This window comes from Neisseria oralis, from assembly GCF_045062685.1.
Lineage (GTDB): Bacteria > Pseudomonadota > Gammaproteobacteria > Burkholderiales > Neisseriaceae > Neisseria > Neisseria oralis.
Window position 1 is genome coordinate 34,412 of record NZ_JBJGEB010000006.1, and the last position, 20,809, is coordinate 55,220.

A 20,809-nucleotide genomic window follows, 5' to 3' on the forward strand; every position below is an offset into this window, starting at 1 on the left:
TTAAATCATCAAGGTGGCTTTCCGATTTTCAGACGGCCTTTAGTTGGTTATTTTGAAAACAACGGTCCCTCTGAAATTCATCCAACCCTTAGTTTTGTAACTACCTACTCTGGCGGCATTCATCGCGGCCCTATCTAAACGCGGATAGCCGCTCCCCTTGACTTTGGTCACCGACACAATATTCCCGCCGGGAGCCACAAGCACATTCACGACTACCGTACCTTCCTCACCGTTTTCTTCAGAAAGTTGGGGATACGGAGGGGTCGGAATCATGCCGGACGACTGTATCGGATTACCGCGGCTGCTGCCCGGCCCCGTTCCGCCGCCTTCGCCGCCCGTACCGCTGCCGTGGTCGCCGGGTCGGCCGCCGCTGCCCGGGCCGTCGCCCAACCCGCGGCCGGTACCTTCGCCTTTAAAGCCTTTGCCCGAACCGCCGCCTTCGCCGCCCTGGCCTTTGCCGCCTTCCTTACCGCCGGCAGCCCCAGCCCTGCTGCTGCGGACGTAAGTATCGGTTGTCGGACTTTCCGCTGCAGGTTTGAATTCGGGAACCGGTTTTTCAACCGGTTTGGGTGGTTCGACAGGTTTTTCCTCAGGTTGGGGAATCGGTTTTTCAACAGGCTTAGGTTTTTCTTTAGGCTGCTCAATATCGGCATCCGCCTTTTTCGTTACGACAGGTTTGATAACCGGTTTAGGGCGTTCTACCGGCTTGGGTTTCGGCGGCTCTACTTTTTTAGGTTTAGGCTTGGGTTTCGGCGGCTCCGGTTGCGGCTGAGGCGGAGCGGGATTCTCCGCGGGAGCGGGCGAACCCGCTCCTTCGGCATTCCCGTCTCCGCCACCGAAATCGCCCAAATCGACAAACTCGATGTGCTCGACTTCCACGGGCGGCGGCACGTGTGCGCGCCACAACAACAACATCAGGCCGACATGCAGCAGCGCCACAGCGGCAACCACTGTGGGGTTTAAAATTCGTTCTTTATTCATAGTGCCAGCATAGTAATAGCAATTATTTCTGTTTGCAACTTATTTATACAAACGGAGGATTTTGAATACAATCAGTTACTTCATTGATAATCTTCAAAAAAATCGCACCTTCAAGCCATAAGCAAACGGTTTGTTCGATAAGGTTCCCAATATGGTTTTCAGCAGAGAAAGGCCGTCTGAAAACAAAACGGATTATTCAAACCGCATTGTGCATTCTTTAAGTGAAGTATGAAGCCCGAAACAGACGTAAGTTCCCAACTGATATACAATACGTTGCATTCCAAAGAAATTTTTTAAAAATTTTAGGCCGTATCGCTTGATTTACAGAAGTCCCGCGCTCAGTTCGTCCGTTCGACCGAAATATCGACTTTCGGCATGTAGAGTAAATCGTAAGTAGGTTTATTCAGCAAATCCGACAGGGTGAAACCGTCCAGATAATTCAGAAACGCCTTAATCCCCCCGCTCAAAATATCCGCCAGCCTGCATGACGGCGTAATCAGACAGTTGTTGTCCCGCCCCATACATTCGACCAACTGCATCGGTTCCAAATGGCGCACCACCGAACCGATATTGATTTTCTCCGGCGGTTCCGCAAGTTTCAAACCGCCACCCTTCCCCCTGACGCTGGTCAGGAATCCGCCTTTTACCAGCGCGGTAACGACCTTCATCAAGTGGCTCTTGGAAATATTATAAGTCTCGGCAATCGTACTGATATTGACCAACGCATCATCATTTATCGCCGTATAGATCAATACGCGTAAACCGTAATCCGTATGTTGGGTTAAATACATGGTATTCTTCTGGCCTGCGGGTTCATTCCCAAACACATACAGCCGCTTTGGGCAACGGCTGTATGTGTTTGACTTTATATATGTTTAAGTTTCATAATATATGAAACTTAAACATTAATCCAGCCCATCATTAAAATCATACTTTACCGTTCCAATCCGGCATACCGTCAATAAAACCTATGAAACCGCTGAAACGCCACCCCGCACTCATCGAGCTTTCGCGCGACCACCACCGTTCGCTGTCTCTCTGCGTGCGTCTTCTGCGCACTCCCGCCGAAAGCCACCGAGCCGAATTGGAACCGCACTTCCCCGAGCTATTGGAACATTTCCTTGAAGAAGAAACTTTGTTCGCACCGTACTGGCCGCGAATCGACAACGCGTTGCGCGAACGTTTTGAAACGGATCATGCCAAACTACGCGCCATGATTGCCGCGCCCGAACATGCCAGCGAAACGTGGAACAAAGATTTTGCCACCACCTTGCGCGATCATGCCCGTTTTGAAGAACGCGAACTGTTCCCTGCCGTCGAAGCTTATTTGGACACACCGAAATAAAAACCTTACCTTTCTGTTTTATAAACCGATGAGGCCGTCTGAAAAACATGGCCGGCACCTTTTCAGACGACCTGACCTATAAAAACCACCTCCCACAATAAAAAACACAAGGAACCACCATGAGCACCCTGTTCAAACATCCGATTTGGGCAATGGCTTTCCGCCCGTTTTATTCGCTGGCGGCGCTGTACGGCGCGCTGTCCATTCTGCTTTGGGGCTTCGGCTATCAAGGCACGCCCGAACTATCCGGTTTCTATTGGCACGCCCATGAAATGATTTGGGGTTACGCCGGTTTGGTCGTTATCGCTTTCTTGCTGACCGCGGTCGCCACATGGACCGGACAGCCCCCCACCCGCGGCGGCGCATTGGCCGGACTGACCGCGTTTTGGCTGGCCGCCCGTATTGCCGCATTTATTCCCGGCTGGGGGGCTGTTGCCAGCGGTATCGCCGGTACCGTCTTTTTTTGGTATGGCGCAGTCTGCATGGCCATCCCCGTATATCGCAGCCGAAACAAACGCAACTACATCGCCGTGTTCGCCCTCTTCGTATTGGGCGGAACACATGTCGCATTCCACCGCCATCTCAACCCGCTTGACGGTATGGCGCTGCTCAACGGACTCGTCGCCGGCCTGATTATGGTCGCCGCCTTTATCGGCCTCATCGGAACCCGCATCATCTCGTTCTTTACCTCCAAACGCCTGAACATCCCGCAAGTGCCCAGCCCGCAATGGCTGGCACTCTCCGCCTTGGTTCTACCCATGATTGCCGCCATGCTGACCGCACACCAGTTCCTGCTGCCGCTGGCCACCCTCTTCACATTCGCCGCCGGCATCATCAACCTCATACAGGTCTGCCGCTGGTGGAACAACGCCGTCTTGAAAGAACCCATGCTGTGGATTCTGTTTGCGGGTTATTTCTTTACCGCACTCGGCCTCACCGCCATCGGCCTCAGCCATTTCAAGCTGCAACTGCTTAATTTAGGCGTACACCTCATCGGCGTGGGCGGCATCGGCGTACTCACTCTCGGCATGATGGCACGCACCGCACTGGGCCATACCGGACACCCTATCTACCCCGCCCCAAAACCCATCCCCCTTGCCTTCTGGCTGATGATTGCCGCCACCCTCATCCGCATACTCGCCACTTTTGTTTCAGGCACGGCATACACACACAGCATCCGCTGTTCCGCCGCACTGTTCGCCGCTTCGTTGTTGCTATACGCTTGGCGCTATATTCCGTGGTTGATCAAACCGCGGGCCGATGGCAAGGCAGGATAATTCCAGATATTTGCGCACAATAAGTAATGAGGCCGTCTGAAAATACATTTTCAGACGGCCTCATCTTATCTTGCAATCAATCGCCGTATCCGTTCGGATTCCGGCTTACCCAACGCCAGGCGTCTTCCATCATTTGAGGCAAATCACGTTTGGTTTCCCAGCCGGTTTGCTGTTTAGTATAAGTCGGATCGGCATACACGCAGGCCAAGTCGCCTTCGCGGCGCGGTTTGATTTGATAAGGAATGGTTAAGCCTGAAGCAGCTTCAAATGCACGGACAATCTCCAACACCGAATACGCCCGCCCCGAACCCAAATTCAGCAGGTGTACGCCGGGAACATGGCTTTTGGCCTTCATTGCGGCAACATGGCCTTCCGCCAAATCCACCACATGAATATAGTCGCGCATACCCGTACCGTCAGGAGTCGGATAATCATCACCGAATACGGAAAGATACGGTAGTTTCCCGCCGGCCACTTGGCAGATATACGGCAGCAGGTTATTCGGAATCCCGTTTGGGTGCTCGCCGATTAAGCCGCTTTGATGCGCACCGATGGGGTTGAAATAACGCAATAAAATCACGCTCCAGCGAGGGTCGGCTTTCTGAATGTCGGTCAAAACCCGCTCCACCATAGCCTTGGATGTACCGTAGGGATTGTTGGTATCGCCTGGTTTCATGTCTTCTGCATAAGGGACTTTACCCGGATCGCCGTACACCGTGGCCGACGAACTGAACACGATATTGAACACACCCGCCCGCGCCATTTCTTCAGCCAACACCAAGCTACCCGACACATTGTTGTCGTAATACCTCATCGGCTCGGCCACACTCTCGCCTACAGCTTTCAGACCGGCAAAATGAATCACCGAATCAATATCATGTTCCGCAAAAATCCGCCGCAAAACCTCACGATCACGAATATCGCCTTCATAAAACGGCACAGATTTACCCGAAATCTGTTGTAAGCGGGGCAGAATTTTTGCGGACGAATTACATAAATTATCCAAAATTACAACATCAAATCCCGATTGGAGTAAGGAGATAACGGTGTGCGAACCGATAAAGCCGGTACCGCCGGTAACGAATATGGTCATTTTTTACGCTTCCACATTTAGTAAAATTCAAAAAATTTAAAATTAAAATTTGGACAATCCCACTAATTACAATACATTATAGTATAATTCGAAACCCTTACCTAAAATCACAACTTTTTAACAAAAGGAACGACGATGTCCATCACCAACGAAATTTTAACCCTTGTCTCAAAAGCCGCCCAAAAGCAAGTATCCGAACATGAAGAACTACTTGCATCGGGTTTAATTGATTCGATCAGTGCAATGGATTTGATGCTGTCCATCCAAGAAAAATTCAATGTTGAAATTCCATTCGAACAAGTAGTGAATATATTTGCAAATACATCCAACATCATTGAATTTGTAGAGCGAAACTACAAAGGATAAGAAAAATATGAAAAGCATAACAGATTTTTCTTCCTTGGAAGATTATTTAGCATATCTGTTCAACAACACATCAGGTATCGCCATTGCCAACTCCCAAGAAAATTGCTCATGGGAGCAACTACTCAAACGGATGGATGAGTTTCTTAACGAATATAAAAAAATTGCCAACATCAACAAAAATATCCCTTTAATTGTGCACGGCCATAAACAAATAAATTTTGTTATAGCTATATACGCCTGCTTGTTAAATAAAATTCCTTTTATTCCGGTAGACAGTATCTATCCTGAAAAGCGCTTGGAACATATCTGTAATTTATCCAAGGCACAATACGTTTACCGTGCGGAAAATGATTCGTTCGAGAAGAAAAACGACGAAGAACACGAACTGAGCGAACGAGATCTGGCTTACATCATGTTTACTTCAGGCACTACCGGGCAGCCTAAAGGTGTCCAAATCGGCAGGGAAGCAGTATTCAACCTAATGAAATGGATGACAATGCAACTTAATTTGGCAAAACCCAACATCTTTATGAATCAAGCGCCGTTTGCATTCGATTTATCTATGTATGAAGTATTTGGTAATCTTGCTTACGGTGGATGCATAGTATTAAACAGCCGTGAAGACATCGCCAATTCAAGCACTTGGACGGATTTCTTAGCAAAGCAACAGATTTCGACATGGGTTTCAACCCCATCGTTCGCCATGCAGCAATTGCTCAATCCCAAATTGAATCAGCAAAATATTCCAAGTTTGAAAGAATTTCTTTTTTGTGGAGAAAAATTAGGAAAACCGGTTGTCAAAATGATTTTCCAAAAATTCCCTCAAGCAAGAATTATTAATACCTACGGCCCTACTGAAGCAACAGTGGCAACTACTTACATCGATATTACCCGAGAAATGCTGGAGGCTGAAGAAGAATTGCCGGTCGGCTATGCCGTCTTAAATTCAGATTTGAACATTGTCGATGAGGAAATTTGGATTAGCGGTATCCATGTTATGCGCGGTTATTTGAATAATGAAGTCGAAAATACCAAACGCCTTATTATTCACGACGATGAAACCAGAACATACAAAACAGGCGATTATGGCTTTGTAAAAGACAATGTATTTTATGTATTGGGACGCAGGGACGAACAGATTAAATTAAACGGCTACCGGATTGAATTATCTGAAATAGAAGAAAAAATTTTAGATTTAAAACAATTTGGATTTGAAAACGCAGCAGTCATCGCATTAAAACGCGATACCGGCACAGTATTACGGTTGGTGTGTTTTTACACCTCAAAAGAAGCAACCGAATCCACGATTATCAAGGAAGCTTTGGCAAAAAATCTGCCGTCTTATATGATGCCGTCTGAATTTATCAAGATTGATGAAATTCCAGTCAGCACCAACCACAAAACCGACAAAAAAGCATTATTGGAAAAATATCAGCAGGGTTTATAAAAATGGATTTATATCAAATTCAGAAAAATATCTTACAAAAAGCCAAAATTGATTCTAGAAAGGTCTCTGCTTGGATTTATAACGATCAAAGCATTGTATTTGATTTTCTACTGAACGACTATTTCGTCAGCATCAGTTATACAGTATTAGGTCAAACCTTTAACTTTATCGAACGTAATAAGAGCAAGGTTTCTAAAATTTCCAGCTTCCCAAAATTCCTGAAATATATTTCAGAAATCTATGGAAGCTACCCGCAATCGGTTAATCAGGCAAATACTGTATTGTCTTTCAAATTTGCAGAGGCCGATTGGGCAAAAATTGAGGCTAAATTCAGTGAAATTTTGGAAGTTACTTCCATTTATTTTGGCAGCAAACTTTGCTACATCCTTAATGTAGAAAGAGACAACGGCATCAATCTGGCCGAATACTTGGATAAACCAGAAGTCGAATACATTGGCATTCAAGGCAATAGTAATGAGTTTTTCCTGAGCTATGCTCGGAATCATGGTTTAAATGATTATGTTTACGAGTTAAACAGCAAAGGTTTTTTGGCTGTTGAACACAAAATGGGCGTGAGTGTATTCCGTCGCGTAAACAAGCACAGCTATAAAGATCTCTTAGCTTATTTTCCAGACTCTTTCCATGAGCTAGAAAATGTGATTTATACCGTTGAAGCGCCAAAGGTGTTGAATACCAACAAGAAAAACCTGTTGGTGTTGTTCTCTTATACCAATAAGAGCAATGAAAACATGGTTGACCGTTATTACAGCCACCCGTTTCCATTTATAAGCAACAGCATTATGCCAAACACTTACATTATCCGTATGGCTGATGTGTCAGATGCGTTCGGTAGTCATGGTTTAAACACAAAATTTGATGAAAACATCGAAGCTAATATCCAGAATTTCATCAAGAGTTTGATGAATATTTATAGCGTAGATAAGGAAAACGTAGTCATTTGCGGTGCATCATCAGGCGGTACGGGGGCGGTATATCACGGTTTAATAGGCGGGTACAAAACCTTTGCGATTGACCCATTTTTAGGCAATCATAAATATTATGGCGGTAAAGATCCATTGTATCTACACTCTATTCGTACGCCGATTGGGGAAATTTTCAAAAAGCTACCGAATGAAATTGATCATAACCTAGAAAATCAAGTAGTTATTTCATCAGCTAAAGTGTCGGAATTTTATCCTGACATTAAAGAGCTGAAAAAAGCATTGCCTACGATTACATTGTGCGAATTTGACTTTGAAAAAATTCAAAAACACCTTGATTTTTCAGGAAATACCGTATTCTTATCCAATACCATCATCAATAATTTGCTGTTGGGCATCCACATTACTGATTCGGACATTAATCTCAACTAAATGCAAGGTAAAATAGACAGTAAGTTCAAATTTACTGTCTATTTTTTTTAAACATTTAAGTCATATTTGTAATATTCGGGGAATACAATGGAAGTCAAAACGACTGAAGAATTTCAACGTAAGAAGGCCGTCTGAAAACTTATGTTTTCAGACGGCCTTCTTTAAATAAAACAGAATTTACTCTAAACAAGCCAACTGTTTTTGCAGACATTCAGCCTGTAAGGCCTTGTCTTCTTTAGCTTCAGCCACTTCCGCTGCCAGCTTCCAGTAGGCCTTCGTGTTTTGCAGAGCCAGTCCGTCAAAATAACGCTGTGCTACCTTACGGTTTTTCAGACGGCACAAAGCAGTTATATAAAGATACATAGCTTCGGGTGAGGCTTGTGCGAAATCAGCCAATATTTTGACTACTGACTCCCAATCTTGGTTTTTAGAAAGTTTCTCTGCTTCATACAAGGCCAGCGACTGATTTTCAGGGTATTTTTGGCGTAGTTGAGCCAATAGATACGCTTCGCCGTCAGTATTGCCGGTATCGTACATTTTTTTTAGATAATTAACCGTTAAATCCTCAGGAATTAATAGCAGATTTTCTTCAAAAGCGCGGTTGAGCTGGGTAAACAGTTTTTCAGAATCACCACGTAATTTTGCAAGTCTTGCAATCGCAATACGGCAACTTGGGTCGTTTTGCGTGTGTTTTTCAAAAGCAACCAAATACTGATGCGCACCTTGCAGATTGCCAAGTTTCATACAGAGATAGGAAGCCAACAGTTCGGGTTTCAGACGGCTTTTTTCATGATTATCCAAACTATCAATATAAGTTCTTAGCAAAGCCAGGGCCGTAAAATAATTCTGCTCCAACAGCTTTTGTGCTACGGTCAGCAAAGGTTTGTATGAATCGGGCAGGTTTGTACCGATTCGGGCAAACAGTTTTTCAGATAGTGTTTGTTCTTGATTGAATGAGGCTGCAAGCAAGGCGGCTAAAATATCTTCTTGCGTACCAATTTGGTCGTGTACCGCAAAAAATTCTGCACCTTTCACGGCATTGCCGATACACAAATCCATTTTTGCCTGCCAGTAATCCGCAATATCGGGATAGTCAGGTAACAGATTTTGCAATACGTCAAACTGTTTGTTTGCAAATAAGGCATTCAGATAACGCTGGCGATAATCAGCGCTTTCTTCCGCATTCAGACGGCCTGTATCAAGCAGTGCCTGAATACGGCTTGCAGCCAAGCTCCATGCATGATGGTTTTCGGCTTGAGTAATCATATCCTGAAGAATAGGCAGACTATCGGCAGTTTCAGGCTGGTCAAGTGCCATAATAGCCTGATACACGCGTTCGCAGTTACCGCCTTTTTGGAATGGGAAGGTGGCATGAATACGTTCAAGATATTCCGGTTTTAAACCCGTTTTTAGAATATTTTCTAGTTCATCAAATGTTTCTTGTTCAGTCAGCGTAACTGGCCCAAATCCGGAATTTTCATAGTCAAACCACCCTCTTTGAAGTGTATGGGCACCAGAGAAAAACTCTTCTTGGTCGAATTGATAATAGATAATAGATTTATTCAGATAAGCCATATCAAAGGCTACAGAGGAATAATCAGTAATCAAAATTGATGATTGGCTAAATAAGTTTTGTATGCTTTCTGTAGCACTTGCTCCTCTCCAAACCTGAATGTAATCAGGAATATCAAATAAATCTAAATAAGGCTCAATGTTTGGGTGTGGGGCAAATGTTATTTCATAATTAAACTTTTCTGCCAATTGTTTCAAATTTTTAGAGTGTAAAAAATTAAACCAATGCTGTGCATAGGAAGTTTTCATAAAATTGGTATTTATAGCGCGTGTATTGCTACCGCTACCAATATTTTGTCCTACAATATTGTTCCGCCAAGTAGGCATAATCAGAATTTGTTTACTTTGAGCAATATTCTTTGACACCAAATTGTCATAACGCGGAAAGCCTGCTAACACTACCTCTTTTTCTGTGAGTTTATAACGGCTAGGATTAGCTATGATTGTTTGATATTCAGGAGTAGCAGTGGCAATAAAACAATGCAGATTGGTCTTAGTATTGAACCATGCGGAAAGATCGTTTTGGGTCACTCCATGTTGGAGGAAAACAAATTTTTTGCTGTGTTCGTATAAATCACCGAAATAATTATTGATATGTTTTTCCAAATGGCTGGAAATGATTTTTTCGGCTTTACGCAAGTGATGCTCGTATTCACTGCCGCCGAATTCTACCAACTTGAAACCTTCCTGTTTAAGGCGATCCCAGTCTGGCGCGGTTTTGTTCAACACGAAATAGCAGGTCTGTTCAGGGTGGTGCCGCATCATATAACGGTAGAAATGCTCGGCGTTGTCATCTGCTTTGGTTTCTCTATCCATTAATAGCCAGCTACCGTCCGAAAGATATTTTTCAGACGGCATGAATAAGCCTGTCAGCTCGTTCAAAGTGATACCGTGCATAAAGGTTTTGCCTTTAATTGAAATTCGCATCGGTTTTTGGTTGAGCAGGATATTGATTTTGGCATTCTCAGCAACTCCGCCGTAGGGAATCCAAAGGCGTTTTTCGTAAACGAATAATTGCTCGTTCAAATTATTAATGACACTTTTTGCGTAAGCGGGAATAATGTCATCCCCATTAGCCTGCACGGAATAGGGCAGATCGAAATGAGTGAAATAGCTGACAAGAAACTGTTTGCGTTCATGGTCGATGTTTTCAATATAGGCAATTTGGAATGGTGGCTCGCTCTGTTTGAACATGCCAAGCATACCAACCTTATGGAACAGCCATATACCCGCCAAGCCAAACTCCATGATGTTTTTTTCATCAATATAATTAAAAACCTGCTTCATTAAGGCATAAAAGTGTGCTTTTTGTTCAGCATTCAACAATTCCAGACGCTCAGGTCTATTGAGTAATTGTTGGATATACCATGCCATATCGTACAATGCAGTTTTTTGGATTGAAGATGGTACGCTTCCCAAGCGGTTTTTATAGTTTTGGAGCATAGGCAAAAAGCCATACTCAAAAACATTAGAAAACTTTTCCACTTTCTGCCAAGAAGTATCTAAAGTAGATGTACCGCTTTCGCGTTTGCGGTAGAAATAGACAGCATCTTTGTCAAACACTGCTTTTGCGTCCTGCAAACCTAATAGATAGTCGGCAATAAATTTGCCGTCTTCAAAATTTGGTTTAACATTGTGGTTAAACGCCAAGCCCTGTTTTTTAATATGACTGACTTTGAAAAAGGTTGAAGCGGCTGACATATTGATGAATTTGTCGAGCTTAGCAACATCAACAACCTGAGTTTTGTTGAAGCGGAATTTTAAAGGATGACTATCTTTAACAATATTCTGATTTTCAAAGAAAAATTTTATATTAGTAGCTACCGTTACTGCCGACGGATGGTGACTAATTTGGGTATCCACTGATTTGAAGTAATCGGGGTGGAGGTAATCGTCAGGGTCTGTAAATACTACCCATTCAGTTTGCGTATGTTGCAACCCCAGATTGCGTGCCGAAGCCTGACCGCCGTTTTCTTTGTAAAAATAATGAATATTTTTTGGAAATTTAGCTTGCCATTGTTTGATAATTTCTGCCGAACGGTCGGTCGAACCGTCATCCACTAAAATCAGTTGGATATGTTTTTTGAAATTCAGACTTTGCTTCGTCAGGCTAGAGAAGTAGTCGTTTAGATATTTCTCAACATTATACACAGCAGAAACAACTGTATATTGTTGCGTACCGTTGTATTTTACCGGTAAATATTTTTTGATCTGTACACTTCTTTTGTTATACATATCCCTAAAAAATAATTTAGGATCTCGAAGAAGTTTTCTAAATTTCCTGTTCATAATTTTGATAATTCAAACCTATTAAATTAAAGTGAGTAATATTTTTAAGTTATTGTTGGTTATGGGCAATAATCCGGTAATCGCTGCTTGTTGTTAAAGTTATTTGTATAGATAGAATGTGGCGCGAACTCCGTGTTTTTTTTTGTAAGAAATTATGCATTGTGGGAATTTTAGCCGAATCAATTTCCCATGAAGGAACAAATTTACCCTCCAAATACCATCCCGCATCGGCACGGAATTTATTAGGGTGGAATTTGGTAAATTTTTCCCGTATAGGTTCTAGCTATTTGTAAAGCCATTTTGTACAACGATATATAGGTATATACCAACAGCCTATCTCTAGAAATGTTACTGTAACGGCTTAACAACTTAATGCTGTTTAAAGAAGCTTTGAGTGTAGGGGTTACACCCCTTTCGCGCATACTTATTCTTTTTTGCGAAAAGATAGGTTTGATATTTTTCTTGTCACTGCGAATAGGTATTGTCCACCCAAATAAAAATGACATTGACGAACATTACGAACATCCGGCCCAATCTCAATAGTAATCATGTTGATGGGGGGGTGTCCTATCAACACACGCTCATCAAACTCTTTGATGAGTCGTTCGCTATTGATGAATAGGATATCTGAAATAATCCCTAGCAAAAATCCTAGAATTCCTTATAAACGTCTTGATTTTCTTCATGTTTTATACATTTTAAATGCATTTGTAATTTTTAACTATAAATTACATTTTTGCTGCTTGTATTGCTATAATAACAAATTCCAATAGCGAATTTACAGAAATATACAGGTATAAACAATGGCCCCCAAAGAATATTTCTTCAAAAACAGCCTGTTTCTCTTGGCTTACGGCTTGCTAACTGCTTGCAGTTCCATTCCTTCCGCAGGACCCAGCGCAAGAAAAATTGTTGCGCTTAACCAACAAAGCTCAAATGCTCAGGTTCCCGCAGTAGAGTTGATCGAAGTCAACGATGCGGTATCTAAATCTTTGTATCAGGCACAAACCAATCAGTCGTTTGCCCAACTTGGAGACGGCTATGCCTCTGTGGGAGCGATTAATGTCGGCGACATGCTGGATATTACGGTTTGGGAAGCTCCGCCAGCCGTATTGTTTGGCGGTGCCTTATCGTCTGTCGGCTCCGGTAATGCGCAACAAACGAAGTTGCCTGATCAAATGGTTACCTCGGCAGGTATGATTTCCGTTCCCTTTATAGGCGATATTTCCGTAGCCGGAAAAACACCTGTTCAAGTTCAGAATATGATTAAAGGCCGTCTGAAAAAAATGGCAAACCAGCCTCAAGTCATAGTGCGGCTGGTACAGAACAATGCGGCGACGGTATCGGTTATCCGTGCGGGAAACAGCGTGCGTATGCCGTTGACGACTGCAGGAGAACGCGTACTCGATGCTGTGGCTGCAGTGGGTGGCTCTACGGCCAATGTACAAGATACAAATGTACAGCTTACTCGCGGAAATCAGGTAAAAACGGTAGCACTCGAAGACTTGGTTTCTCATCCGCGCCAAAATATTTTATTACGTCGCGGTGATATTGTAACGATGATTACTAATCCGAACAGCTTTACTTCGATGGGTGCGGTCGGCCGAACCCAACAGATTGGTTTTTCCGTGAAAGGTTTATCGTTGGCGGAAGCGGTCGGTCGTATGGGAGGATTACAGGATTATCGAGCGGATGCACGCGGTGTGTTTGTATTCCGCTATACACCGGTGGCCGAGCTGCCGTCTGAAAAACAAGGAAAATGGACAGCCCAAGGTTATGGCAGCGAAGCAGAAATCCCCGTGGTGTACCGTTTAAATTTATCGGATGCCCATTCTTTATTCTGGATGCAGCGCTTTCCAATCAAAAATAAAGATGTGGTATATGTTTCGAACGCACCTTTGTCTGAAGTACAAAAATTCTTGTCTTTTGTGTTCTCACCTGTAGTTAACGGTGCGAACAGCATCAATAATCTTACTAATTAATTTTAACTGCGGGAGTTTTGGTTATGTCTGAGCAGTTCCCTGTTGCCGAATCTGAGATAAAAACGGAACCGGCCCTCTCTAATCCGTTACCGAACGGCAAAAAGAGTATATTACGAAAAATCAGCCCCTTATTATGGATGACAGTCATTATTCCGACTGTTTGTTCAACGGTATATTTTGGATTATTCGCTTCTGATCAATTCACGTCCCAATCCAGTTTTGTCGTGCGCTCTCCGAAAAGCCAGTCTTCCCTAAACGGTTTGGGAGCGATTTTGCAAGGTTCCGGTTTCTCGCGTTCGCAAGATGATATTTATACCGTACAAGAATACATGCAGTCGCGCTCGGCTTTGGAGGCCTTGTCGAAAAAAATGCCCGTACGCAAATTCTATGAGACTAAGGGGGATATTTTCAGCCGTTTTAACGGCTTCGGTTTTCAAGGCGAAGATGAAGCGTTTTATCAATACTATAAAGATAAGGTGGCCATTCACTTTGACTCCATATCGGGTATTTCCAATTTGAACGTTACTTCGTTTGATGCGGGAGAATCGCAAAAAATCAATAATGCGCTTTTAAAACAAGGCGAAGTGTTAATCAACCAATTGAACGAGCGGGCGCGAAAAGACACCATCCGTTACGCAGAGGAAGTGGTGGCATCTGCTGAAGAACAGGTAAAAGAGGCTTCGGCCGAATTAACCAAATTCCGTATTTCCAACGGTATTTTCGACCTGAAAGCACAATCCGACGTACAGATGAACTTGGTTTCGAAACTGCAAGATGAGTTGATTGTAATTCAAACCCAGTTGGATCAGGTCAAGGCGGTAACACCGGAAAACCCTCAAATCCCTGGTTTGATTGCCCGCGAAAAGAGCTTGCGTAGGGAGATTACCCAACAAATGAAGGCGATTTCAGGTGGCAGCGAAAGCTCTTTATCCAATCAGGCTGCCGAATACCAAAGAGTTTATTTGGAAAACGAGCTGGCAGAAAAGCAACTGGCTGCGGCCATGACTTCTTTGGAGAGTGCGAAAGCGGAGGCAGACCGTCAACAGCTATATCTTGAAGTGATTTCCCAACCGAACAAACCAGATTTGGCGCACGAACCCAAACGTATTTACAACATTGTGGCAACATTCATCATCGGCTTAATCGTTTACGGTATCGCCAGTCTGTTGTCCGCAAGCATACGTGAGCACAAAAACTGATGAAAGAGCTGCATAAAACATCGTTTTGGGAGTCGCTGATCATCCAAAAACGGGTTATCGGCGCTCTTCTAATGAGAGAAATCATTACCCGTTATGGGCGTAACAACATCGGCTTCTTATGGCTGTTTGTCGAACCCCTATTAATGACGTTGATAATGGTGTTGATGTGGAAATTTTTTAAGGTCAACAATATATCCACTTTAAATATTGTTGCCTTTACCATTACGGGTTATCCGATGATGATGATGTGGCGTAACGCGTCCAACCGTGCCATCGGATCCATCTCGGCCAATATGAGTCTGCTTTACCACCGGAATGTCCGTGTATTGGATACGATTTTTGCGCGTATGCTATTGGAAATTGCGGGAGCGACCATTGCTCAGATTGCCATTATGAGCGTTTTGATTGCCGTTCGCTGGATTGAGATGCCGGCTGATATTTTTTATATGCTGTTGGCCTGGTTGTTGATGGCAATGTTTGCTATAGGATTAGGCCTGATTATCTGCTCGGTTGCATTTCATTTTGAGCCTTTCGGCAAAGTATGGGGCACAATCAGTTTTGTCATGATGCCGTTATCAGGCGTATTTTTCTTTGTTCATAATCTGCCACAGCAGTTGCAGCATTATGTGTTAATGCTCCCTATGGTTCACGGTACAGAAATGTTCCGTGCAGGCTATTTCGGCAGCAGTGTAACAACATACGGAAATCCGTGGTTTATTTTGTTGTGCAATTTAGTTTTGCTGCTACTGGGATTGGCTATGGTTACCAAGTTCAGCAAGGGGGTCGAACCGCAATGATTTCTGTTGAACATGTGTCTAAACGATATCTGACGCGCCAAGGCTGGAGAACGGTATTGCACGATATTAATTTCACTCTGCAAAAAGGCGAAAAAATCGGTATTTTAGGGCGGAACGGTGCAGGCAAATCTACACTGATCCGTCTTATCAGCGGTGTAGAGCCGCCTTCCGAAGGTGAAATCAAACGTACGATGAGTATCTCTTGGCCCTTGGCCTTTTCCGGTGCATTCCAAGGCAGCCTGACCGGAATGGATAATCTGCGTTTTATCTGCCGTATTTATAATGTCGATATCGATTATGTGAAAAACTTTACCGAAGAATTCTCCGAATTGGGCCAATATCTATACGAACCGGTCAAACGTTACTCCTCGGGTATGAAAGCACGTCTAGCTTTCGCTCTGTCGCTGGCGGTGGAATTTGACTGCTATTTGATTGACGAGGTCATTGCCGTAGGCGATTCGCGTTTCGCCGAAAAATGCAGATACGAACTGTTTGAGAAACGCAAAGAGCGTTCGATTATTTTGGTTTCTCACAGTCATAGTGCTATGAAGCAATATTGTGACAACGCCATGGTCCTGGAAAACGGTCATATGCACACATTTGAAGACATGGATAAGGCCTATGAGTATTACAACGCACTGACTTAAAGTTTTACAATTCGAAAACCAAGGAGGCCGTCTGAAATCAATTTTCAGACGGCCTCCTTAACAACTAAGGTTGGAACACTGTGCATTTCTTATCGCTACCGGAAAAATAGTTTTTGCCTTCCTCACAGATACTGGTTGAACCTTCGCAAATAACTGTTATCAATGACTCATTAATTTTCAGGATGCGCGGCTCCTTATCTTTATCATAAGCAACCGCCTTAAGGGTAAACTTGTCATTCAACGCCCCCCGAGCATCCCCATGCGGACGAATACAAAAGATCTCATTCCCGCCATCCGGCAAGTCGGGCCATGTGGTGGAAGTCTTCTTAAAACTGCTATGTTGGTGATAAAACCGCTCCATAAACCTAGCATTAGACAATAACATCGTCTGTGCTTCCCTCAGGCGGGCACTTTTTATATAGGACTGGTAACTGACAAACGCTACTGTTACCAAAATAACCGTTATCACGATAGTAAACAATAGTTCCGCAAGTGAGAAGCCAATTTGATTTTTCTGCATAGTAACCAACTATTTATAATTAAAGTTACTATTTTACACAGATACAATAATCTTTCAATTAAATTTAATCACTTGCTTAACCATACACCTGATACATAGAGGAAAAGGCGCAATCCAGCTAGCTACCTCATCCCTTCCGATTAAGCGTCTCCATATCAATTACCCTATCGGCAGATTCTATGGTTTCCTTACGATGCGCCACCATAATTTTGGTAATGTTGAGAAATTTCAGGTTTTCATTAATCGCACGCTCGTTTTCCATATCCAAATGGCTTGTCGCTTCGTCAAGGAACAAGATTTTCGGTTCGCGGTAAAGGGCTCGCGCCAGAATAATTCGCTGCTTCTGTCCACCGGACAAGGCATTACCCATATCACCGATTAAAGTTTCATAACCCATAGCCATCTGCATAATGTCTTCATGTATCATTGCCATCGCCGCACATTGCATAATTTTCTGCTGATTGGGTGTTTCATCGAAAAAACATATATTTTCACTGATAGATCCGGCAAACAATACATCATCCTGCGTTACCGTGCCGCTTAACCCGCGGATAAAGCGCGGCGAGAGTTTATGAATATCGTGCCCGTTCACCAACACTTTCCCCGACTCAGGGGTAAGGTTGCCGATTAAAATGTTCATCAACGTCGATTTACCGCAACCTGAACTACCGGTAAATGCTAAAGATTCGCCTTGTTTAATATGCAAATTAATATTTTGCAAAATATATGGTTCGGCATCGGAATAACGGAATGACACGTCATCAATAACAATATCAATATCACCTTCGATTTCCGGAATATAAATTTCTTCGATTTTCTCCGCTTCGGTTTCTGTAAGTACAATATCGGCCAAACGTTCGGCATGAAGGCTCAACATACGAATCTTGATATATTGATCGACCAATTCGCCCACTCGGGTTTCAAACTGGTTTTTATAAGCCCAAAAAGCCGTCAACGCACCTACGGTAAAACCGCCATCCAAAATTTTATCTGCCCCCAGATATACAATCAGGATTCCTTCAATACCAAACAATAGTTTATTCGCGAAGTCAAAGATATTAGTCAGCTTTTGTTTGGTCAGATTAGTATTAATCGTATCGACAAACAAAGTCATCCAAGAACTATGTCTTTGCTCATTTTTTTCAAACAGTTTTACCGTATGGATACCGCGCACCGTTTCCATAAAATAGGTATTCTGCTTGGCATCATGTACGATATTTTCTTCGGTAGCGTTACGCAGCGGATAATAAGACACGATACGGATGATGATATACAGTGCCAAAGCAATCAGTACTGCTACCGATAGCAGCCAACTGTAATAAAACATCAATATCAGCGTAAACACCGCCATAATGCCGCTTAAAACCGTTTTAAACGCCGTGGAAGTTAAAGTTTCTTGGATATTGTCAATCGAACCGAATCGAGAAATCACGTCACCCAAATGGCGCTTGGTAAAATAATCGGCGGGGAGTTCTAGCAACCTTTTGAATATATTGGCTTTCCATTGCACATTGAGTGTAGTGGTCAGATGCATATTCACCCACGCCTGCAACAAGCTGGTAAGTTGTTCCAAAATTTTCAAAAGACCGAAGCCCAAAACCAGCGTTAACAACAGATTCCTATCGGCTGTAACGATTACATGGTCAATTACCCATTGCATCAAAAACGGACTAACCAGACCGAAAATTTCCAGCGCAAATGCCAATACCAATACCTGTACCAACGAACGCTTGATACCGGTAACACCCTTAAGTAAAGAAAGAATCTTGATTTTTTGCTTTTCTTCCTTTTCCTCGAAATGCGTGTTCGGCCACAATTCCAACGCGATACCGGTGAACTTTTGTGATACTTCATCTTGCTTGATTTTACGCAAACCTACGGCAGGATCCATGATCATGATGCCGTCTTTCCGCACTTCCTTCAGCACCACAAAATGATTTAAATCCCAATGCAAAATACAGGGGGTGCGTAAATTAGGCAAATCATCCAAATCCAGACGCAGGGCACGCGAAGTCAAATTCAAGTCATTGGCAAAGCGCACAATATCCGCCAGCGTCAAACCTTTTTGCGAAAGCGAATATTTCTGCCGCATCGTGCGCAAATCACTGTGATAGCCGTGATAACTGGCAATTGACGTCAGACACGCCAAACCGCATTCAGCAATTTCGGTCTGTAAGACAATCGGCAGTTTTTTGCTAAATCCAAAAGATAAACGTTCTAAATAATTCATTGTTTTAGTTTCCCCGTGATACTGTAAAGCGGATCAAGCACCCATTCATAAAGTTTCTTACGTTCGTGCAGAATATCCGCCTCCACCACCATACCGATTTGCAGCGGTTTATTTTTGCCATATACCTTAATTGTCTGTTTTTCCAGCTTAACCTTCACCAAATACACCGGCTCGTTAGCTTGGGCCTGTACCATTTGATTTTCACTGTCGGCAGACGCTCCACCCAAACTGGCCAATTCCTGTTTTCCTAGAGCGGTTTTCGCAATAGAAATTATTTTCCCTTGCGCATGCCCGAATTTCTGATAGGGATAAGCCTGATAACGCAATACCACCTTATCATTAGGATTGATAAAACCCGCCGCCCGACTAGGCACATACAAATTCGCCACCAACTCCGTATTTCCCGGGACAATGCTCAACAATAGTTGAGAGGGACTAACCTGCTGGCCTACTTCCACATTGGAAGTACTCACATAGCCCGACTTACTGGCATGAACCGTTTGTTCCTGCTGTAAATCCAAATTCAATTCTTCCTGCGTAATCTCAGATACCGTACGGTTAAGCTGGCTCAATTCCGTTTCCTGCTTGGCCGGCAGACTCTCCAAGGTTTGCTTTTGCGTATTCAATTCACGCAAAACACCCGCTTGTTCCCGTTTCAACGCATTCAGTTGCGACACTTGGTCCAAATGCTCGTTTTCATACCCTATCATCTGCTGCTCGGAAATAAACCCCTGCTTGAGCAAAGGCCGATATTTTTCAATGATTTGTTTTGCCAGTTGCACCCGTTTCTCTTGCCCCTGGATTTGACTGCGTATATCGGCCAGTTGGTTTTCCAATTTGGCCACCGTATCGGTTAAAGTACGTTCTTCTCCCTGCTGAACTTTTTTCTGCCGTTCAATTTCCTGCAACAGCATGTCTTTCTTCATCTCGGCTTCTTTAACCAACTTGGCCCGCACATCGCCGCCACCGCTATATCGCGGCATAGAAATCGTCAGCAGTTCGTCTCCCTGTTGCACATAATCACCGTCAGCCACTTTTTTCGAGGTTACTACACCCGTATCAGGTGCATATACCCGCACCAAACCGGATACAGGCAGAAGCTGCCCTTCCACCGTAGTCTTGCGCGTGTAACTGCCGAAAAAGGCAAAAATAATCAAAGTAAACGCCCCCGCCGCCGCGCAGCAGGTCAAAAACACAAAAGAAAACGGCCGGGACAACACCACATGCCCCGTCCACTTATTCTTCTTCGCCTCGAAAATCTCCGGGCGGAAAAAACTGTTGTTGTCGGCCATCGTCAACCCATTGGGAATTTTTTAGAAACAGGAACTACCTTAAAGAGGACAACAAATCCGGCAGACAGTTCCGATTTTTTGACAATACGTTTGATATAAAAATGAAAAATATTCAGGAACACAGATTATTTCCTGCTGTGTTTCGACAGAAAACGGTACCAAAATACATAAACAGCGTATTAAAGCACCGTCGCTGTGAGAAATAACGTTTTTTCTAGGAAGCTCTAAGGAAATTTTTTAGGAACTTTTTGCTCATAATGAAAAATTTATTTATTTTGATAGGACATATTCGAAAAAAGCCACTTGAAATCAAACTCCTAGATGACCACCCATCAATATCTAACCTAAAACCATAATCTCAGCAGCAGTACCGCCTAATTAAGAACAAAACAGCAATTA

At 43.5% G+C, this 20,809-nt stretch carries 16 protein-coding genes; 9 read left to right on the forward strand and 7 right to left on the reverse strand.

What is annotated here, in order from left to right:
• Window positions 1–39: 39 nt before the first annotated feature.
• Both ACI43T_RS07085 and ACI43T_RS07090 read right to left on the reverse strand, forming a co-directional pair.
• Window positions 40–981, reverse strand: a complete 942-nt coding sequence (locus ACI43T_RS07085) for an energy transducer TonB (RefSeq protein ID WP_405386145.1) — start codon at window positions 979–981, stop codon at window positions 40–42.
• A gap of 338 nt (window positions 982–1,319) precedes the next feature.
• Complete coding sequence (locus tag ACI43T_RS07090; protein WP_009174833.1) at window positions 1,320–1,772, reverse strand: RrF2 family transcriptional regulator; 453 nt, start codon at window positions 1,770–1,772, stop codon at window positions 1,320–1,322.
• A gap of 179 nt (window positions 1,773–1,951) precedes the next feature.
• On the opposite strand from ACI43T_RS07090, the gene ACI43T_RS07095 reads away from it, so the two are divergent.
• Window positions 1,952–2,326, forward strand: a complete 375-nt coding sequence (locus ACI43T_RS07095; protein WP_405386148.1) for a hemerythrin domain-containing protein — start codon at window positions 1,952–1,954, stop codon at window positions 2,324–2,326.
• Between the two features lie 119 nt (window positions 2,327–2,445).
• Window positions 2,446–3,603, forward strand: a complete 1,158-nt coding sequence (locus tag ACI43T_RS07100; protein WP_405386150.1) for an NnrS family protein — start codon at window positions 2,446–2,448, stop codon at window positions 3,601–3,603.
• A 76-nt stretch (window positions 3,604–3,679) separates the two neighbouring features.
• Here the strand turns inward: ACI43T_RS07100 and galE are convergent, their stop codons facing one another.
• Complete coding sequence (gene galE, locus ACI43T_RS07105; protein ID WP_405386152.1) at window positions 3,680–4,696, reverse strand: UDP-glucose 4-epimerase GalE; 1,017 nt, start codon at window positions 4,694–4,696, stop codon at window positions 3,680–3,682.
• A gap of 135 nt (window positions 4,697–4,831) precedes the next feature.
• Between galE and ACI43T_RS07110 the strand changes: the two genes are divergently transcribed.
• From ACI43T_RS07110 to ACI43T_RS07120, 3 genes are read left to right on the forward strand one after another with little or no spacing between them, the layout of a single operon-like run.
• Window positions 4,832–5,062: an acyl carrier protein gene (locus tag ACI43T_RS07110; protein WP_009174837.1), complete on the forward strand. Its 231-nt coding sequence runs from the start codon at window positions 4,832–4,834 to the stop codon at window positions 5,060–5,062.
• Window positions 5,063–5,069: 7 nt separating this feature from the next.
• Window positions 5,070–6,509 (forward strand): AMP-binding protein, encoded by a 1,440-nt coding sequence (locus ACI43T_RS07115; protein WP_405386154.1) that lies wholly within the window; start codon window positions 5,070–5,072, stop codon window positions 6,507–6,509.
• Between the two features lie 2 nt (window positions 6,510–6,511).
• Window positions 6,512–7,882, forward strand: coding sequence for an XcbB/CpsF family capsular polysaccharide biosynthesis protein (locus ACI43T_RS07120; RefSeq protein ID WP_009174839.1), 1,371 nt, complete (start codon window positions 6,512–6,514; stop codon window positions 7,880–7,882).
• A 177-nt stretch (window positions 7,883–8,059) separates the two neighbouring features.
• Here ACI43T_RS07120 and ACI43T_RS07125 read toward each other — a convergent pair whose 3' ends face one another.
• Window positions 8,060–11,689, reverse strand: a complete 3,630-nt coding sequence (locus ACI43T_RS07125; RefSeq protein ID WP_405386156.1) for a CDP-glycerol glycerophosphotransferase family protein — start codon at window positions 11,687–11,689, stop codon at window positions 8,060–8,062.
• An 857-nt stretch (window positions 11,690–12,546) separates the two neighbouring features.
• On the opposite strand from ACI43T_RS07125, the gene ACI43T_RS07130 reads away from it, so the two are divergent.
• Genes ACI43T_RS07130 through ACI43T_RS07145 form a run of 4 tightly spaced genes read left to right on the forward strand, consistent with a single transcriptional unit; the run spans window position 12,547 to window position 16,368 of the window.
• Complete coding sequence (locus ACI43T_RS07130) at window positions 12,547–13,725, forward strand: polysaccharide biosynthesis/export family protein (RefSeq protein ID WP_405386158.1); 1,179 nt, start codon at window positions 12,547–12,549, stop codon at window positions 13,723–13,725.
• 23 nt (window positions 13,726–13,748) lie between these two features.
• Window positions 13,749–14,924 (forward strand): capsule biosynthesis protein, encoded by a 1,176-nt coding sequence (locus ACI43T_RS07135; protein ID WP_308023207.1) that lies wholly within the window; start codon window positions 13,749–13,751, stop codon window positions 14,922–14,924.
• Complete coding sequence (locus ACI43T_RS07140) at window positions 14,924–15,721, forward strand: ABC transporter permease (RefSeq protein WP_405386161.1); 798 nt, start codon at window positions 14,924–14,926, stop codon at window positions 15,719–15,721. The genes ACI43T_RS07135 and ACI43T_RS07140 overlap by 1 nt, the downstream gene beginning before the upstream one ends.
• Entirely contained in the window at window positions 15,718–16,368 is a 651-nt protein-coding gene (locus ACI43T_RS07145) for an ABC transporter ATP-binding protein (protein WP_009174844.1), read from the forward strand. The genes ACI43T_RS07140 and ACI43T_RS07145 overlap by 4 nt, the downstream gene beginning before the upstream one ends.
• A gap of 64 nt (window positions 16,369–16,432) precedes the next feature.
• Here ACI43T_RS07145 and ACI43T_RS07150 read toward each other — a convergent pair whose 3' ends face one another.
• From ACI43T_RS07150 to ACI43T_RS07160, 3 genes are all read right to left on the reverse strand, one after another.
• Window positions 16,433–16,888, reverse strand: coding sequence for a type IV pilin protein (locus tag ACI43T_RS07150; protein ID WP_405386163.1), 456 nt, complete (start codon window positions 16,886–16,888; stop codon window positions 16,433–16,435).
• Between the two features lie 127 nt (window positions 16,889–17,015).
• Window positions 17,016–19,118 carry a peptidase domain-containing ABC transporter gene (locus ACI43T_RS07155; protein ID WP_405386165.1) on the reverse strand — a complete coding sequence of 701 codons (2,103 nt, stop codon included), beginning with the start codon at window positions 19,116–19,118 and terminating at the stop codon, window positions 17,016–17,018.
• Complete coding sequence (locus ACI43T_RS07160; RefSeq protein ID WP_293275958.1) at window positions 19,115–20,410, reverse strand: HlyD family secretion protein; 1,296 nt, start codon at window positions 20,408–20,410, stop codon at window positions 19,115–19,117. Before ACI43T_RS07160 ends, ACI43T_RS07155 begins: the two co-directional genes overlap by 4 nt.
• Window positions 20,411–20,809: the final 399 nt, after the last annotated feature.

Excerpts from the sequence above, each read along its gene's own strand:
- ACI43T_RS07085 (WP_405386145.1), bottom strand. The coding sequence starts at position 981 with ATGAATAAAGAACGAATTTTAAACCCCACAGTGGTTGCCGCTGTGGCG.
- ACI43T_RS07090 (WP_009174833.1), bottom strand. The coding sequence starts at position 1,772 with ATGTATTTAACCCAACATACGGATTACGGTTTACGCGTATTGATCTAT.
- ACI43T_RS07095 (WP_405386148.1), top strand. The coding sequence starts at position 1,952 with ATGAAACCGCTGAAACGCCACCCCGCACTCATCGAGCTTTCGCGCGAC.
- ACI43T_RS07100 (WP_405386150.1), top strand. The coding sequence starts at position 2,446 with ATGAGCACCCTGTTCAAACATCCGATTTGGGCAATGGCTTTCCGCCCG.
- galE (WP_405386152.1), bottom strand. The coding sequence starts at position 4,696 with ATGACCATATTCGTTACCGGCGGTACCGGCTTTATCGGTTCGCACACC.
- ACI43T_RS07110 (WP_009174837.1), top strand. The coding sequence starts at position 4,832 with ATGTCCATCACCAACGAAATTTTAACCCTTGTCTCAAAAGCCGCCCAA.
- ACI43T_RS07115 (WP_405386154.1), top strand. The coding sequence starts at position 5,070 with ATGAAAAGCATAACAGATTTTTCTTCCTTGGAAGATTATTTAGCATAT.
- ACI43T_RS07120 (WP_009174839.1), top strand. The coding sequence starts at position 6,512 with ATGGATTTATATCAAATTCAGAAAAATATCTTACAAAAAGCCAAAATT.
- ACI43T_RS07125 (WP_405386156.1), bottom strand. The coding sequence starts at position 11,689 with ATGTATAACAAAAGAAGTGTACAGATCAAAAAATATTTACCGGTAAAA.
- ACI43T_RS07130 (WP_405386158.1), top strand. The coding sequence starts at position 12,547 with ATGGCCCCCAAAGAATATTTCTTCAAAAACAGCCTGTTTCTCTTGGCT.
- ACI43T_RS07135 (WP_308023207.1), top strand. The coding sequence starts at position 13,749 with ATGTCTGAGCAGTTCCCTGTTGCCGAATCTGAGATAAAAACGGAACCG.
- ACI43T_RS07140 (WP_405386161.1), top strand. The coding sequence starts at position 14,924 with ATGAAAGAGCTGCATAAAACATCGTTTTGGGAGTCGCTGATCATCCAA.
- ACI43T_RS07145 (WP_009174844.1), top strand. The coding sequence starts at position 15,718 with ATGATTTCTGTTGAACATGTGTCTAAACGATATCTGACGCGCCAAGGC.
- ACI43T_RS07150 (WP_405386163.1), bottom strand. The coding sequence starts at position 16,888 with ATGCAGAAAAATCAAATTGGCTTCTCACTTGCGGAACTATTGTTTACT.
- ACI43T_RS07155 (WP_405386165.1), bottom strand. The coding sequence starts at position 19,118 with ATGAATTATTTAGAACGTTTATCTTTTGGATTTAGCAAAAAACTGCCG.
- ACI43T_RS07160 (WP_293275958.1), bottom strand. The coding sequence starts at position 20,410 with ATGGCCGACAACAACAGTTTTTTCCGCCCGGAGATTTTCGAGGCGAAG.